Annotated in this window: 12 protein-coding genes; 10 read left to right on the forward strand and 2 right to left on the reverse strand. The window is 44.1% G+C overall.

The genetic code is table 11. The features are described 5' to 3' along the window. The first annotated feature begins 320 nt into the window (after positions 1-320). The 10 genes from AC5RDS_RS05130 to AC5RDS_RS05175 all read left to right on the forward strand — a co-directional run bounded on the left by AC5RDS_RS05130 (position 321) and on the right by AC5RDS_RS05175 (position 12839). Positions 321-1643: an aminotransferase class I/II-fold pyridoxal phosphate-dependent enzyme gene (locus AC5RDS_RS05130; RefSeq protein ID WP_041556999.1), complete on the forward strand. Its 1323-nt coding sequence runs from the start codon at positions 321-323 to the stop codon at positions 1641-1643. 230 nt (positions 1644-1873) lie between these two features. Beyond that, a complete protein-coding gene (locus tag AC5RDS_RS05135) occupies positions 1874-2101 on the forward strand; it encodes a 4Fe-4S dicluster domain-containing protein (RefSeq protein WP_013613349.1) in 228 nt (75 codons plus the stop codon). A gap of 18 nt (positions 2102-2119) precedes the next feature. Continuing rightward, positions 2120-3202, forward strand: coding sequence for a 3-methyl-2-oxobutanoate dehydrogenase subunit VorB (locus tag AC5RDS_RS05140; protein WP_013613348.1), 1083 nt, complete (start codon positions 2120-2122; stop codon positions 3200-3202). Between the two features lie 13 nt (positions 3203-3215). Beyond that, positions 3216-3977, forward strand: a complete 762-nt coding sequence (locus AC5RDS_RS05145; protein ID WP_013613347.1) for a thiamine pyrophosphate-dependent enzyme — start codon at positions 3216-3218, stop codon at positions 3975-3977. Positions 3978-4105: 128 nt separating this feature from the next. Continuing rightward, positions 4106-4657 (forward strand): 2-oxoacid:ferredoxin oxidoreductase subunit gamma family protein, encoded by a 552-nt coding sequence (locus AC5RDS_RS05150; RefSeq protein ID WP_013613346.1) that lies wholly within the window; start codon positions 4106-4108, stop codon positions 4655-4657. Between the two features lie 186 nt (positions 4658-4843). Next, a complete protein-coding gene (locus AC5RDS_RS05155; protein ID WP_022161147.1) occupies positions 4844-5437 on the forward strand; it encodes an RNA polymerase sigma-70 factor in 594 nt (197 codons plus the stop codon). A gap of 76 nt (positions 5438-5513) precedes the next feature. Beyond that, positions 5514-6503: a FecR domain-containing protein gene (locus AC5RDS_RS05160; RefSeq protein ID WP_022161148.1), complete on the forward strand. Its 990-nt coding sequence runs from the start codon at positions 5514-5516 to the stop codon at positions 6501-6503. 103 nt (positions 6504-6606) lie between these two features. Further along, positions 6607-10146 (forward strand): SusC/RagA family TonB-linked outer membrane protein, encoded by a 3540-nt coding sequence (locus AC5RDS_RS05165; protein WP_022161149.1) that lies wholly within the window; start codon positions 6607-6609, stop codon positions 10144-10146. Positions 10147-10159: 13 nt separating this feature from the next. Continuing rightward, the gene (locus AC5RDS_RS05170) at positions 10160-11587 is read left to right on the forward strand and encodes a RagB/SusD family nutrient uptake outer membrane protein (RefSeq protein ID WP_046403089.1); all 1428 of its coding nucleotides are present in this window, start codon (positions 10160-10162) and stop codon (positions 11585-11587) included. A gap of 88 nt (positions 11588-11675) precedes the next feature. Beyond that, a complete protein-coding gene (locus AC5RDS_RS05175) occupies positions 11676-12839 on the forward strand; it encodes a thioredoxin family protein (protein ID WP_494222240.1) in 1164 nt (387 codons plus the stop codon). A 72-nt stretch (positions 12840-12911) separates the two neighbouring features. Here AC5RDS_RS05175 and AC5RDS_RS05180 read toward each other — a convergent pair whose 3' ends face one another. Next, positions 12912-15110, reverse strand: coding sequence for a HEAT repeat domain-containing protein (locus AC5RDS_RS05180; RefSeq protein WP_046403093.1), 2199 nt, complete (start codon positions 15108-15110; stop codon positions 12912-12914). After that, positions 15111-17321 (reverse strand): HEAT repeat domain-containing protein, encoded by a 2211-nt coding sequence (locus tag AC5RDS_RS05185; protein ID WP_022161153.1) that lies wholly within the window; start codon positions 17319-17321, stop codon positions 15111-15113. It lies immediately after the preceding gene. Positions 17322-17334: the final 13 nt, after the last annotated feature.

Raw genomic sequence — 17334 nt, forward strand, 5'->3', positions numbered from 1 at the left:
AATCAAAATTGATTAAGCTCAACTTTAAAACACGTCGAAACTACTTTAAAAGGTAGCATTATTGTTGTACTTATTCGTCTTCGGTGATCGCGTTCGGAGACCCGGTCGCTTCCGCCGGTCAATGAAGGAAAGCCTTAACGAACCGGTCTGACGGTATAAAAACCGGAATCGGAATAGAAAGGGGAAAAATCAAACCTAGATTTAATCTGCAAACGATACAAATTTGATTAATTATAAGTTAAAATCACCATATCATTGTATTTTTTCAATTAATTTTTGTATTATTGTTTCAAAATGAAAGCAACAAACTAAATCATATCATGCAAAATAATCTGATTGATAAACAGCTGGTTGACACCACGATGGCTCAATGCGGAGTAAGTAATTTAGACGATGCTTCTATCCGCGACACGGTAAAAATAGCTAATCTACTGGAAAAAGCCACCGGCGAAAAATTCATCCGAATGGAAATGGGTGTTCCGGGTCTGGCTCCTTCCCGTATCGGAACAGAAGCCGAAATCGAAGCATTAAAACACGGAGTAGCCCAATTTTATCCGATGCTGGAAGGTTATCCGGTACTTTCTGAAGAAGCTTCCCGTTTTGTAAAAAATTTCATGGATGTCGATATCCGGCCAGAAGGAATCATCCCGACAGTAGGTGCCATGCAGGCATCTTATGTCGCTTTCATGGCATTGACCGAATGCCATAAGGGGAAAGACACGATTTTATTTATAGATCCGGGATTTCCGGTACAGAAAACCCAACTCGAAGTCATCGGCAAGCCTTATCAAACCTTCGATATCTATGAATACCGGGAAGAAAAACTGGAAGCTAAACTACGGGAATACCTGGACCGGGGGAATATCGCCGGCATCGTTTATAGTAATCCGAACAACCCATCCTGGGTATGCCTGACGGATTTCGAATTACAAGTCATCGGCAAACTGGCAACCGAATACGATACCATTATTCTCGAGGACCTGGCTTATTTTGCCATGGATTTCCGCAAGGATCTGTCTCATCCGGGTAAGGCTCCTTTCCAACCGACTGTAGCGAAATATACGGATAATTATATTTTTATGATATCCAGTTCGAAATTATTCAGCTATGCCGGCCAGCGCCTGGGGCTGCTCTGTATTTCCGATGCTTTATTCCATAAGAAATACGAACATTTGAAAGAACGCTATAAAGCCGACAAGCTGGGATATACCATTACCTATAAATTGATATATACCCAAACATCAGGTACCGCTCATTCCCCTCAATATGCCGTAGCAGCCGTATTGAAAGCCGCCAACGAGGGAAGGATCAATATATTGACAGATGTCAGGGAATACGGCAAACGGGCTGAAATCATGAAGACCCTTTACAAAAACGCCGGTTTCAAAGTCGTGTACGATAAAGACGGACATGAAGACGTAGCGGACGGTTTCTATTTTACCATCTATTATCCGGGAATGACAGGAGCAGAATTAGCTAAAGAACTTCTTTATTATGGAATTTCTTCCATCACATTAAAAGGATGCGGAAGTACCCGGGAAGGATTAAGAGCTTGTGTATCCCAAGTCGGACTGGACCAAATGGACACATTGAAAGACCGGATCGAACGGTTTGCCAAAGATCATACCCCAATCGAATCATAGGGAGTGATGATTTTAAATCCTTGTAGATTCACACTTTACAAACAGATTGTGCAAAAAAAAGCTAAATATTTTCTCACTCTTCGGGGAGATGTGCAGTTTTCAGCTTAAAATGAAAATAATTTGATCTTTTTTTGCGGATTTGATTTTAAAATGTAATTTTATACCCGAATTAAATAACAAAGCGTAATAATATTACATCAATATTCGACAAATTATAATTTATTAAGATTATGGCAAAATTCAGAGGAGCAATTGTTGTAGACACCGAACATTGCAAAGGATGTAGTCTGTGTGTCGTAGCATGTCCGACTAAAGTGATCGAGCTGAATCCGGATGTAAACGGAAAGGGTTATCACTATGCTTATATGAAAAATCCCGAAGCTTGTATCGGCTGTGCGAGCTGTGGTCTGGTATGTCCCGACTCTGTAATCACTGTCTATAAAAAAAATGTAGAATAATATAAAACTACCGAAAAAATGGCAGAAGTAAAATTAATGAAGGGTAATGAAGTAATCGCAGAAGCCGCCATTCGTTGCGGATGCGATGGTTATTTTGGTTACCCGATTACCCCGCAATCTGAAGTCATGGAAACCCTCATGCTGCGTAAACCATGGGAAGAGACAGGCATGGTGGTATTGCAGGCAGAAAGCGAACTGGCCGCGATCAATATGGTATATGGCGGTGCATCTTGTGGTAAAAAAGTAATGACCTCTTCCTCTAGTCCGGGTATCAGCTTAAAACAAGAAGGTATCACTTATATCGCCGGAGCGGAATTACCTTGCTTGGTAGTCGACGTTATGCGTGGAGGCCCTGGCTTAGGTACGATTCAACCTTCACAAAGTGACTACTTTCAGGCGACCAAAGGTGGTGGACACGGTGATTATCACCTGATCGTTCTTGCCCCCGCATCGGTTCAGGAAATGAGTGATTTTGTCGTATTGGGTTTCGAGCTGGCTTTTAAATATCGTAATCCGGCTATGGTATTGGCCGATGGCGTGATCGGTCAGATGATGGAAAAAGTAGTCCTTCCGGACTATACGCCGAGATGGACAGATGAAGAAATCGAAAAAATATCGGGCGATTGGGCACTGACCGGTAAAAAGAAAAACCGGAATCATCATATCATCACTTCTTTGGAACTGGAAGCACACCGTCAGGAAGTATTCAACGAAAAACTTCAACGGAAATACCGCGAAATCGAAGCCAACGAAGTCCGCTACGAAGCACTCAATTGTGAGGATGCCGACTACATTTTCGTAGCTTACGGTTCTTGTGCACGTATTTGCCAAAAATCCATCCAATTAGCCCGCCAGGAAGGTATCAAAGTAGGACTGTTACGTCCGATCACCCTCTATCCTTTCCCGACACAAGCCATTTCGGATCTATGCGCTAAAACCAAAGGTTTCCTTTCAATAGAAATGAGTGCCGGACAAATGGTTGAAGACGTACGGTTGGCTGTCAACGGAAGAGTGAAAGTAGATTTCTACGGCCGTATGGGTGGTGTTGTACCTACTCCGGAAGAGATCGTGGAAGCACTGAAAAATAAATTTAAGATTTAAGAGGAACGATAAGATGGAACTAACAGACATTATAAAAGAGGAAAACCTCGTACTCCAAAAGAGCAAACTCCTCACTGACAACGTTATGCACTACTGTCCGGGTTGTACTCACGGCGTAGTTCATAAATTGATCGCGGAGGTGATCGAAGAGCTGAACATCCAGGATCAGACCATCGGTGTTTCTCCGGTAGGATGTAGCGTATTCGCTTACAATTATATCGATATCGACTGGGCTGAAGCCGCTCACGGCCGTGCACCTGCTGTAGCTACCGCCATCAGCCGCCTGCACCCCGAAAAATATGTATTTACTTATCAGGGAGACGGTGACCTGGCATCTATCGGATGTGCAGAAATCATGCATGCTTGTAACCGGGGAGAAAATATCGTAGTGGTTTTTATTAACAACGCTATTTACGGTATGACCGGAGGCCAGATGGCTCCTACCACTTTGTTGGGACAGGTGACCTCGACCACACCCTACGGACGTGATGCCAAGCTGAATGGTTTCCCGATGAAAATCACCGAATTACTGGCACAACTCGACGGAACCTGTTATGTTACCCGTCAAAGTGCAGAGACACCTGCTGCTGTACGGAAAACAAAAAATGCACTGAAAAAAGCATTCCAGAATACCCGTTTACAAAAAGGCCTCTCTTTCGTAGAAGTTGTAGGTACTTGTAACTCCGGCTGGAAGATGACTCCCGTCGACGCCAATAAGTGGATGAAAGAACATATGTTTGAAAAATATCCGCTCGGGGACATCAAAGACATCTAAAAAAAAGGCAAAAAAGCAAAAGGCGAAAGGCTAAAAAGCAAAAGGCGAAAGGCTAGAATGCTAAAGGCTGGAAGCTAAAAGCTAAAAGGCTAGAGACTAAAGACCTAAAAATGTAAATTATTGTTTTTATGACAGAAGAAATTATTATAGCCGGATTCGGAGGACAGGGGGTACTTTCTATGGGAAAGATCCTGGCTTATTCCGGCATCATGCAAGATCAGGAAGTATCCTGGATGCCTTCCTACGGTCCTGAAATGCGCGGAGGTACAGCCAATGTTACGGTGATCATCAGTGACGAACGGATCAGTTCACCGGTATTGAATGCCTTCGACTCGGCCATTGTACTCAACCAGCAGTCTATGGATAAATTCGAGCCCCTGGTAAAAGCAGGAGGAACCCTGATATACGATCCGAACGGTATTACCCACCATCCTACCCGGAAAGACATCAACATCTATCAGATCGAAGGTGCCCGCCTGGCTGCTGAGGGAGGTAATCCGAAAATCTTCAACATGATCATATTGGGAGGATTCCTGAAAGTAAAACCGATCATTAACCTGGATAATTTGGAGAAAGGGTTGAAGAAATCTCTTCCGGCCCGTCACCACAATTTAATACCGATGAATATCGAAGCCGTACAAACCGGTATGGCCGAACTTAAAACAATTCATCAATTATAAACCTTTTTCTCACCTTACCATGAGGGAACTGCCCGGAAAACCGGGCAGTTTTTTTTATTTGACTACCCGAATCTTATTATTTTTTCACAACCTTTTTGAATACGATGTAAAATCCTCTTTCTCTTTTATTTATCTTTGTCGATTCATGATAATGTGGTGTTATCATAAAAACGGGAGAAAAACAACATGAAACCTTTAAGGAATAGTATCCATAAATTCCTGAAGTCAGCGGAAGTGACCTTCTTCGAAGGATTATACCGGGATTATTTCACGCGTACCCTGTTTTTTGCACAGCAATATCTTCCCGATCCGGAAGAAGCCCGCGAAATTGCTCAGGAAACGTTCGTTACATTATGGGAAAAAAGAACTGAAATCCGTCCGGACCTCAGCGTACAAGCTTTTATTCTAACCATTGCCAAACACAAATGCCTGAATGTATTAAGAAAAAAGATCGCAGAACAAAAATATAGCGATAGCCTGACAGCCCGGGAAACCATGGCTAATTATTCGGCTCTTTCCGACGAAACTTTCGATACCGTTCAAATGCAGGAACTGGAACAACTGATCGGACAGGCCCTCTCTGAGTTGCCCGAAAAAACGAGAATAATTTATAAAATGAGCCGGGACCAGGAAATGACCTATGAAGAAATCGCACAGGAAATCGATTTATCGGTCAAATCCGTCGAATACCACATGACTAAAGCACTCGCTCACATGCGGCATAAACTGAAAGACTACCTGATACTTTTGTGTTTCGGATTAATCCCTTTACTCACTTAAATTAAAAAAATCCAAAATTTTATTTAGGGTAGTTGTAGATTTAAGTGTATATTTACCAAAAAGATTCCCAATACTTATGAATGAAGAGTTATTACTCAAATATATAACGGGACAAGCGACAGAGGGGGAGAAAATAAGGATCCTGAATTGGCTGGAAGAGCATCCTGACAATCGACTGAAATTCAATCGATTAAAAAACACATGGGTCATAAGTAAGTTACCCGAGACCAAAGCTCCGGAAGCGAGCGTACTACAATACTCCCGCAAAATCCGCCACCGTAAACAAAACCGGCGAATCCTGGGTTATGGCATTGCCGCTTCATTGATCCTGCTTCTTTCCTTTCAAATATTCCATCAATTCAATGACTATCGGCAAGAAATCCATTTTCTGGAAAATCAGCAATTAGCCCAATTGGAATACCATACCAATAAAGGAGTAAAAGGACGGGTCACGCTCCCTGACGGAAGTATCGTTTGGTTAAATTCTGACAGTGAATTGAAATGCCCGGCACAATTTTCCGGAGACAGCCGGGAAATCAATTTCTCGGGTGAGGGTTATTTCGATGTAGTAAAAAATCCCGAAAAACCGATGATCGTTAAATTGGAAAACGGAATTCAGGTTATCGTCAAAGGGACTAAATTTAATCTGACCTCCTATAAAAACGACGATAATGTCTCTGCCCTATTACTATCCGGTAATATCACCGTCTTGCGGACCAAGCATTCGAAACAGGAAGAAATCAAAGTCAAACCCAACGAAAGAATTTGGATAGAGAAAAAAGAGAGGCAAAAAGTCAATCTGACTGTCCCGGCCGAGACTTTACCCATCCTAGGTTGGAAAGACGGTTGGTTGATTTTCGACGAGACACCGATAGCGGAAGTCCTGAAAAAGCTGGAACGTTGGCATGGCATGACCTTCGAAGTGAAAGACCCGGAAATTCTGGATCAAAAATTTACCGCCCGTTTTCACGAGGAATCCATTTCCCAGATACTGGAAATCATGCATAACGTCGCCTTGCTCCGGTTTGAAATAAAGGATAAAACAGCCGTTCTGTATAAGTATTAAGATTACAGGACTCAATTTTTTGAAAAAAAATGCGAATATCGATTTAGGGTATTCGCATTTTTATGTGTATTCTATATACATTAAACAAATTAACCAAATTTATATGAAAAACGATGTATCAGCTATTCCAGCCGGAAAAAGCAACTACCTGAAACGGCTTTTATTCCTGCTGGTATGTGTGCTAATGTCAGGGAATGCGGTGTGGGCGCAGCAACCTACAATCACCATTCATGCTAAAAATCAATCTTTAAAAGAGGTATTGAAAGAAATCGAGCAGCAAAGTAAGCACTCGTTTATCTATTCCTCGAGTACCATCAATGTCAACCAGAAAGTTAATCTGGAATGTAATGGTGTATCTTTAGACAAAGCTTTGGAACAATTGGGAGCCATTGCCGACATCACTTACTCCATTTCCAATCATCAGATTATGCTGGCTCCGGCAGGGAAACAACCGACTCCGGCAGCAGTAGCCGGCAATCAGAAAGGAGCTAAAGCCGGACAAACCATCCGGGGGGTTGTGAAAGACGAAAACGGAGATCCGATTGTAGGAGCCAGTGTTTTCTTTAAAGGTACTACAGTAGGTGTCGCTACAGACGTCGATGGGAAATTCACGCTAAAAACGACAGAAGCGGGCCAATTGCTGGTGGCCTCCTTCATCGGTTACAGCAATGCCGAAGTGAAAGTGATGCCTAACCAGGAAGTCTACAACTTCGACCTGAAACCGGAATCGAAGATGATCGAAGAAGTCATCGTCACCGGTTACCAGACCATCTCTAAAGAACGGGCAACCGGTTCGTTCGCCATCATCTCTCCCAAAGATATGGAAGGGAAATTACAAACCAACGTTATGGATCGTCTGGAAGGGAAGGTGGCCGGATTGACTTCGAACCGCGGGAATATTCAGATTCGAGGAGTCTCTACCTTGAATGGCGACAAGACACCGTTATATGTAGTAGATGGTATTCCGTTTGAAGGAGAACCGGGCAGCCAAACTACGCCATTGGATGTGCTTAACCCTTCGGATGTTGTGAATATCACAGTATTGAAAGACGCTACAGCTGCTTCTATCTACGGAGCTCGTTCCGCCAACGGTGTAATTGTTATCACAACGCGCAGCGGTTCAACAGGCAAACCGCGTGTCAACTATAACGGAAGTATCAAATTGCAAGGCCTCCCCGATAGGGATTATGCAAACAAAATGTCCAGTTCGGAATTGGTGGACTTCCAAAAAATGTTGATTCAAACTTTCCCGAATGTAAATCGTTATGATGCCAACCGTTTCCAAAACGATGTGCAATTGTTATTGCTGGATTGGAGAGACGGCAAATTAAGCGAATCGGAACTTGAAACGAAATTGAAACCCTACCGTACACATGACAGGTACAACCAAGTGATTGATGAATTCCTTCGTAAAAGGGCTATCACGCACCAACACAACCTTTCATTTAATGGTGGTTCGGACATCTACAAATACAATTTTTCTATAAACTACACCGGAACCGCTCCATACGAACGAGAACAGAAAACGAAACGTATAGGTTTTAATATCAAAAATACGTTTAATCTCTTTAAGTGGTTTACTTTGGATGCAGGCATCATCGGCAGCAATAAGTCCGAAGATTACGACAATGGCGTGTTGGGTATGAACTTGTTGAATGCGGGTACCTCTTCCTATTATATGTTGCGTGACGACGAAGGCAATCCGCTCCAGATGTACAATACCAAATCACAGGCAGAAATCGACCGTTTGAAAAGTATCGGGTTGATGGACGAGACCTATATTCCGGTCAATGAAATGGCATCTCGCCACTATACGGCAAAAAGCCGTTACCTGAACTTGAATTTCGGAGCCAAATTCAAGATTATTGACGGGCTGAACCTCGAATTGCGTTACCAGACGGAAAATACCACCGGATTCACGAAGCAATATGACACGAAAAATGCTTTGGATGTAAAAACTATGATTAACGATGCTGCCGTATTAAATCCAAACGGTACGTTAAAATACAACATCCCTGTCGGAGGACAGATTGTGCAGACCAATACGGACAATAATTCCTACACGATGCGTGCCCAAGTGAACTATAACAACACCTTTTCCGAGCGTCATGACTTACAAGTGCTTGTCGGCGCAGAACGGCGGAAAGTCGTTACCTCTCAAAACGGTTTCTACCGTTTGGGATACGATGATCAGACATTGGTGTACAGCGAAATCAACGCGCTTGACTTGAATCAAATGCTTCGGGGCACTCAAAGTATATACGGAACATTCTCATTCAACAACAAGACTCCGGGTTTCTCGCATGTGGACAACCGTTATGTATCATTTTATGGAAATGCATCCTATACTTTAGACAACCGTCTGACCGTGAATGGAAGTATCCGTATTGACCAATCAAACCTTTTCGGTACAGACCCCAAATATCAGTATAAACCTTTATGGTCTGTAGGTGCCCACTATGTTCTGTTTCAAAACAAAACCAATTGGTTAGATCGTCTTGTGCTTCGTGCCACTTACGGTATCAACGGTAACGTTTCTAAAAAGAACGGTCCTTACCTGATTGCCGCAGCAGACAGGAACAACTACTATACCAATGAAAGCGCATTCTATATCAAAAGTCCGGCAAACCCGTCATTGCGTTGGGAAAAGACCCAAGTAACCAACATCGCAGTAGATTTCAATTTATTCCAAAACCGTTTGAACGGCTCTGTCGAATTCTATAACAAAAAGAGTAGTGATCTTTTGGGAGACTTCTCCACCGATCCGACCCTGGGATGGAGTTCCATGTTGATGAACTTTGCCAGTTTGTACAACCGAGGTGTAGAAATCGTATTGAACAGTGAGAATATCAAAACGAATGAATTCTCATGGACTTCTAACTTCATATTCGGATACAACAAAAATAAAGTGCTTGAAGTCGAGACTTCTGATGAATCGGCTTACAGTTACTATAGCAAACTGAACACCCGTAAAAATTATGCCATGAATTCCATGTTCAGCGTTCGTTATGCTGGTTTGGATGAAAACGGTATTCCAACCGCCTATAACAAGAATGGAGAAATTGTAAAATCTGCCGACCTTTTGACCAAGGAAGATTTAGTTTACTCGGGTACTTACGAGCCACGTTTCAATGCATCATTTACTAACCGTTTAAGTTATAAAGGTTTTGATCTTTCCTTCATGTTTATCTATGCCGGCGGTCATGTAATGCGCGATGTAAAAGCAGGCATGTTGATTGCACAGCATCCTATTTACCGCACCTCCAATGCCGACCGCGACCTGATGAATTACTGGAAAAGCGCAGAGGATAACAACAATCCGGACATCAACCCGGCTTTTGCTTTCCAAAACCAGGCAGCCATGAAAGCAAAAGACCTTTGGAGTGCAGCCGACAAACATGTACAGAAAGGCGACTACATCAAATTGCGCGATGTGACTCTTGGTTATACCATTCCCCCACATTTGTTGAAAAAATACATGATTCAAGGTATCCGCCTGAATGTACAGGTACAGAACCTTTGGTACTGGGCCGCCAATAGGGACAACTTAGACCCCGAAGTATGGAACGGCAGCAGCCTTTCACCCTCACGCGGCTCTCACCTCCCGGCAAATGTGACATTCGGTTTATCAGTTAATTTCTAAAATGAGAACAATAATGAGAAAATACATTTATCCGATACTCTGCACCCTACTGATAGTAAGTCAAGGATGCGACCATTTTTTGGGAAACAAACCGAAAGGATATGCGATTCCCGAAGCTTTTGAAGACTATGTGAAATTGTTGGCCAGTCAGTCTCTCAATAGCTGCATGAGCACAGATGCATTTTATCTGACAGATGACGTGCATTTATTGGACGATACCGTTTCTGCTGCCGACCTGGCGTATGCAAACCAAGATGACCACGAGCGCAATCTCTACTCATTCAAAGGCGGACAGATTTACACGCCGGGGTCAGATGACAACTTGTGGAATGCCGCTTATGAGCGTATTTACACATTCAACACTATTATCAACAACGTGCTTTCCTCTACCGATGCCACCGATGCAGAAAAACATCGCCTGCGCGCCGAAGCGCTCTACCAGCGTGCTTTCGAATACCTGGCATTGGTCAACATCTACGCCCGCCATTATCACAAAGAAACGGCAGCAACCGATTATGGCATTCCTTTGATCACAAAGGATCTTGTAGATCAAACATACACCCGTGCCACTGTTGCCGAAGTATACAAACAAATAGAGGATGACTTAAAAGAAGCTTCTAAAAGCCTGAAAGAAGTCCCCATTAACTTATTCCATCCCTATTTAGGCAGCCTTCACTCTTTTTATGCCCGCCTGTATCTCTACATGGGACGTTATGACGATGCTCTCACCGAAGCAAAAGAGGCACTGAAACTGAACGACAAATTGCAAGATTTGTGCCCTTATCAGACAAAGGATAAAACTACCTGGGGACGTATCGTCTTGCCCGATGGTACACCAATGCTCGAAAAGGATGACAATCCGGAAGCCGTATTTGTCCGTCTGCAAAGCGGACGTGTAACCATTCCGGTCAGCAAGGATTTTCTTGCAACATTTGAGCGTAACCTGCCTGCAGGAGCGACAGACCAGCGCCGTGCTTTGTTTTATGCCGACGATACCGTCAACATGGGACGTACCGATTATTTTTACGGGGAGACTTGCTATATTCTATATGCTTATCAGAACGTAGGTTTCTCCACTGTCGAAAACATGCTGATTGCCGCAGAATGCGAAGCCCGCGTCGGCTCCAAAGACAATGCAATGAGCTATGTGAACAAACTGCGTGACAACCGCATCAAAAACAACGTAGCCCTGACAGCAACCGACAAGGACGAAGCGCTCCGCATCGTATTGGACGAACGTCGCCGGGAATTTGCCTTCACGGGTTTCCACCGCCTGATAGACCTGAAACGTCTCAATTATGAAGACAAATTCCAAAAAAACATCACCCATACAGCAGACGGTGAGACCTTTACCCTTGCACCGAACGACAATCGGTACATCTTCCCGATTAATCAAATGATTTTGAATTACAATCCGGGAATGCCGCAGTACGAGAGATAAAAAGTTTTAAAGGTTACAACGGTTAAAAGGAACGACTAAACCGTTGTAACCCCTTTAACTGCGATAATTTTTGTAACTCTGAAGTAAAATGAAAAAATTAATTTTCCTGTTCAGTCTCTTTATCGCCTTCCAGGCAGTTGCCCAAGAAGGTATCCGATTCCGGCATTGCAGCTGGGAAGAAGCCAAGGCTATGGCGAAAAAAGAGAAAAAACCGATTTTTATCGATTTCTATACCCAATGGTGCGGCCCCTGCCTGAATATGGCTGAAAACATCTTCACCTTAGGAAGTGTAGGTAATTTTTACAACGATCATTTTGTATGCCTGAAGATTGATGCAGAAACAGGCGAAGGAGTCGAATTAGCCAAAAAATACGAAGTAGCTTCCTTCCCCACCTTTGTTTTTGTAAATCCCAAAACCGAAAAAGCAATCCATATCTCCGGTAGTAATCAAGACCGGGAAACTTTCCTTTTCACCGGAGCTTCGGCCCTGGATCCGAAAAAGACCTCTGTCTATCTGATGGAACAACAGAAAGCAGGCAATACCAAACCGGAATTCCTACTTGATTACGCTTATTATGCAGCCTCCCGCTATAACCGGACAGAAAGCGAAAAATGTGCCGAACAACTGATCACGAAGCCGGGTTATTCACTGGAAAATCCGAAAGTATGGGCCTTATTCGTGAAATCCATCCACGGACGGGACAACAAACTGTTTAAAATGCTTTGTTCCGATATCGACAAATACCACAAAATTCACGGAACCCAGGCAGTAGACAGTAAATTATTCAAAGAATGTAACTACTGCCCGGATGCCGCCGAATTGGCAGCCATACCTGATTTCGAAGGAAAAACATTCCTTACCCGGAAAAACGAGGCCGACCGACTGATTAGTGCCGAAAAATACGAAGAAGCTGCCCGGCTCATCGACCAAATGGTAGCTGATCCCGGTGCTTTCCGTGAAGAACTTTGTATATATTTTCGCTTTATGACCCGTTCAGCCACTTATAAAGATTATCCGGAATTCTGGAAAGAAAAATGCCTGGAATATTCGCGGTATATGGCTTACAATATGTCTAACCGGGATGACGCAACTACCCATTTCGATTATGCCAACCAACTGGAACACTTCATCCGGACCAACCCGGAAATTCAGAAACATCTGCCCGAGTTCCTCCAAAATCAGCCCAAATACGGCGTCAAAGAATATTCAATGCGTCCCGAAAAACTGAAAGCGAAACCGAAAAGGCATTAAATAAAAAATTATCCCAAAATCGATTTTTGATATATCGATTTTGGGACAATTCTTATCATTTACTTTCCTATTTTAATCGATCAACCTATTTTTAGTTTTCACCGCCTCGTCGACCAAACGGGAATTTTCGTTTGCAGCAATCAGTTTTTCACAAGCCGCAATAATTTCCGGCCGTTTCACCGAATGATTATACCAGCTCAGGGCTTCGACAGTCCTGATCCGTAAATCCATATCCTGCGAAGCGTCCAGCATAAAGGTAATCAGGGGTTCTACCGACCGGGCATAGTTTTGATTGCGGTGTCTACCGATTTCAAACCGTTTATCTTTGGCTTTGGAAGTCTTATTCAATACGACCGCGATATTGTTTTCCCAGGAGGCAGCTCCCCGTTGAATCAAAGTCGTCAATGCTTTCAGTAAATCGGTTTCATCTACCCAATACGCCCCCTCCGTGGTTTGTTTCTGTATCTCCGCCAGCATTTTATCCGGATTCAGAAGTCCCGCAGCTTCCCGGGCCTGATAGTTCACCCGGGCGGACAAGCGGTCATTCAGTAACGAACGGACTACTGCCGGAATAGCTTCGTCAGCTCCTGTCTTACCGGCATAAATAACGGCAAACCGCCGGACCAGTTCGTAACTGTCATCCACAGCCAAGGGTAATATTTCAAAAAGTACCGGGCTGTTCATTTCATACAATAATTTCAAACATTCCATCCGGACCACACCATACGGCGAAGACCGATAAACAGACTGCAACAAAAGATCCAGCCCCTTGTCCTGATTTTCAAAGAGTTTCCGCAAGGCCATTGCCTGCACATCGGGAAGCGGATGTTTCAGCATGCGATGCCACAACGCCACGTTTTTCTTTTCTTTGACGAGAATCTTATTCAAGTCCAACCGGGAATCCCCGGTATTTGCAAAACGATAAGTAGGGTCACCGATAATATGTGTTTCCAGAAAATGCACATGTCGCGCCCATTGACCGATTCTCACGCCACAGGCCAGTACCCCCAAATATTCGTCGGGCCATTTGTCCTGAATGGTATTCACCGTATTCCCTTGAGTAACCACTGTATTTCCCTCACCGAAAATATAAGCATCGGCAATGCAATCCTCCAAATGAAAAGAACCGTTGAAACAGGCATCGAACATCACGAAACGGGCATTGGGCCGAAGGGCATGAATATCGCTCAAATGAATATCCATCCGGGCATTGAAAAGGGAATCCTGTGCCATAACCTCCGGATCGAGCGCATCCTCCATCCAGGCAACAGGAACCCCCAGGGATCGACTATAATCCTGCTTCGTCTTTTCGACATCTTTTTTACGCTCATAAGCCGTCACGATCTTACTCCGCAGATAGCGTTTCACATTATCAATAGAAAGATTCACCCCACTACCTTCCGGATAGCCGTTCAGATATTGGGTATCGTCGGCTCCATGGTGATGAAATAAAATGACATCGGCCGTTTCCCGCTGGGTAGCGGAGAGATAAGGAAATTTGGCGGGGTATTGCATGCCGTAATCATAAAACCGGACATAACTCCCCGGCCGGAATAAATCCGGCAACTGTTCACGCAACGCCAACTGCTCACCCGACCAGGCTTCCCGGGCTTCGGAATTATACCCATGCCCACGGGCCACGGTGAGATCGTTCAAAGGATTCTTTTCTGCCTTCAAACGTACCACTTTCCATAGGTAACGTTCCAAAATCGCATATTTATCTTTTCCTTCCCGGGCCATCGGCTTGATCCGTCCAGAATAGATATCCGACCGGATTTGCATCGCCGAATTCGGATTCAAGCTATAATAAAAATACAACGGCTGAATGGAATCCTGTTTCAGGAAATCGAACTGCAAACCGAAATCGTCATAATAACGGTCGGAAGGAATACTCGACTGATCCCAGGGACGTTTCTGGTCCATTTTGAAGGCAGAAGACAAAAACTGGGCATCCCGGATCATCGGAACCGGTATATCCCCGACAAAAACCGTCCCTTCTAAAGGCATCCGGCGATCCTCATACAATTCTTTCAGCAAGGCCCGGATTTCTGCGGGGCTTTCCCAATCATCGATCAGGATCCAGGTCGCCAGTCCATCCTTTTCGATCGCATCCCGATAGGCCTCTACAGCTGTTCTCACTTTGTCGTAACTTTGACGGTCGACGACAATAGCAAAAGCGGTGGAAGTTTTCACTTTCGGCCGGATCATCTCCGGTTTTGCCCAACTCCACAAAGGGAGTAACCATAAAAGTAACAGTAAAGCTTTCATCATTTATTTCAATCGGTTAATCGTTTGACATACTTCTCTTTGTACAGTTTCGGGCAATCCCCCTTTTTCAAGCATCTTTTCCATAGCTGTACGAATTTCATCCCTTCGGTAGGAATAGTTAAACCATCCCAACGCTTCCGCCATGTGGATCCGGACTTCCTTATCGTATGCTTCATTACCGAGAAGCTTCAAATAAGCTTCTACATTAAAGTGAAACGGATTATTACGGATATACCGGATCATTGAAATCTGTTTTTTCAAGGACAGAGTAGCCTTTGGAATTTCTGCATAATCCAACCAGCGATTTTGCTTTTTATCTGTGAGCTTTCCGATCATCTCCCCGATTTGCCGTTGTCTCAACGCAAAAGGAGTCACCGTTGTTGCAGACTTCTGCAAAGTCTTTAATTCCTCCGTTACCTTTTCCACCGGGAAGAGATACAAGGCCGACTGCAGCACATCATTTACCCGTTCTGATTCGGGAGTATTCAACCATACACGAACGACATCTCCGATCAGGCGGGGATCGCCACATTTTCCGGCATAAGCAGCTGCATTCCGGCGAATCAACTCATAAGCATCGTACAATCCCAGGCGTATAGCTTCTACAAAATCGTCGTTTGCATAACGACTCAATAACTTCAAGGCTTCCATCCTCACACTATTGCAGGGTGATTCCCGGAATAATTTCAACAAACGGGGAGATAGTTCGTGTCGTTCATCCTGATCGGCCAACATCCGCCATGCCAGGGATTGTACATCCGGTATTGCAGACCGGCTGTATTTTTCCCATAATTGCCGGTCTGCCGGATTTTTCACAATATCCAGGGCCAGAGTATGAGGTACAGCCACTGAAAAACGGAAAGTCGGATCACCGATGATATGTCCCTCGAGCGTTGCAATCAACCGATTCCATTGCCCCACCCGTATACCTTGAGACAAAAGACCGATCATCTCGATGGTCCATCTGTCTTGTAGTACATTCCGGCTATTTCCCTGGGCGACAATCGTTTTCCCGTCGTTAAAAATATAATATCCGGCCACATAGCCCGGTAAATGGAACGAACCGTTATAACAAGCATCGAACATCACAAAACGGGGATAAGTGTTCATTTGCTTCAGATCTTCCAATACGATCCCGGTATTGGCATTTGCGATGGAGTCTGCTTTCAACAACTCAGGATGATAGAGATCGTCGAAGAAATGTTTTTCTAAATCGTATTCCTGAATAAAGTAATCCTGAATTTCTTCCGGCGTGCCTTTTCCTTTCCTGACTTCTTTCCTCACCTCGTTATAAATAGCCGCTTTAATCCCCTTCACATAACCGTTCATTCCCACCGGGGCAGGCCCTTCACAAATATACTGCTGATCCGGAGCCCCATGTTCATGAAACAACATCACATCCAATTCATCCCGCTGCAATTCATCGAATAAATGAAACTTCATATAATCGGCCATCCGGAAATTCAGGAACTTGGCGGTCCGGCTATTTTTCCATGCTAAAGGAAAATTTTCTTCCAATGCCAGCCGCTCATCCATCCATGCCAACAAACATTCGGAATTGTAAGCATTTCCCGTAAAAGAAGTAAAACAGTCCAATTCGTTCGTTTCCTGTTTTTCACGTACGACCTTATAGAGGTACTCAGCTATCGCTTTATATTTATCTTCCCCCTTCGCCTCCGGATATTTGATCCGCCCGGAATAGAGAGCCGGCTGTAATTGCTGGGGACTGTCTTCCCGTAATTTGTAATAGAAATAATCCGGGTGTACCGAATCCCTGCGAATAAAATCAAAAGTCAGATGCAGGTCGTCATAAAACCGGTCGGAAGGGACCGACGATTCGATAAAAGGGAAGGCTTCTTCATCCATTTTAAAGGCTGTCGTCAGATGTTGTGCATTCCGGATCATCGCCACCGGAATATCCCCGACCAGAACGATCCCTTCCAAAACGGGTTTACGCCGCGACAGGGCGACAATCTCCTTTCTTACCTGATCCGGAGATTCCCAGTTTCCGCTGACAATATAAGCCGACAAACCGTCTTTTTCGATCGCATCCCGATAAGCTTCTATCGCCCCCGGAATTTTCTCATAAGTCACCTCATCTACCAGGATGGCAAAAGCAGTCGGGTGTTTCATTTTCGGTTTCTGCACCTTCACTTTACCATATCCCGGTAGAGTGATCATCGATATCATGAAGATAAAAATCCAATTTTTCATAGGTCGTATTTTT

The organism is Odoribacter sp. (genome assembly GCF_985060555.1).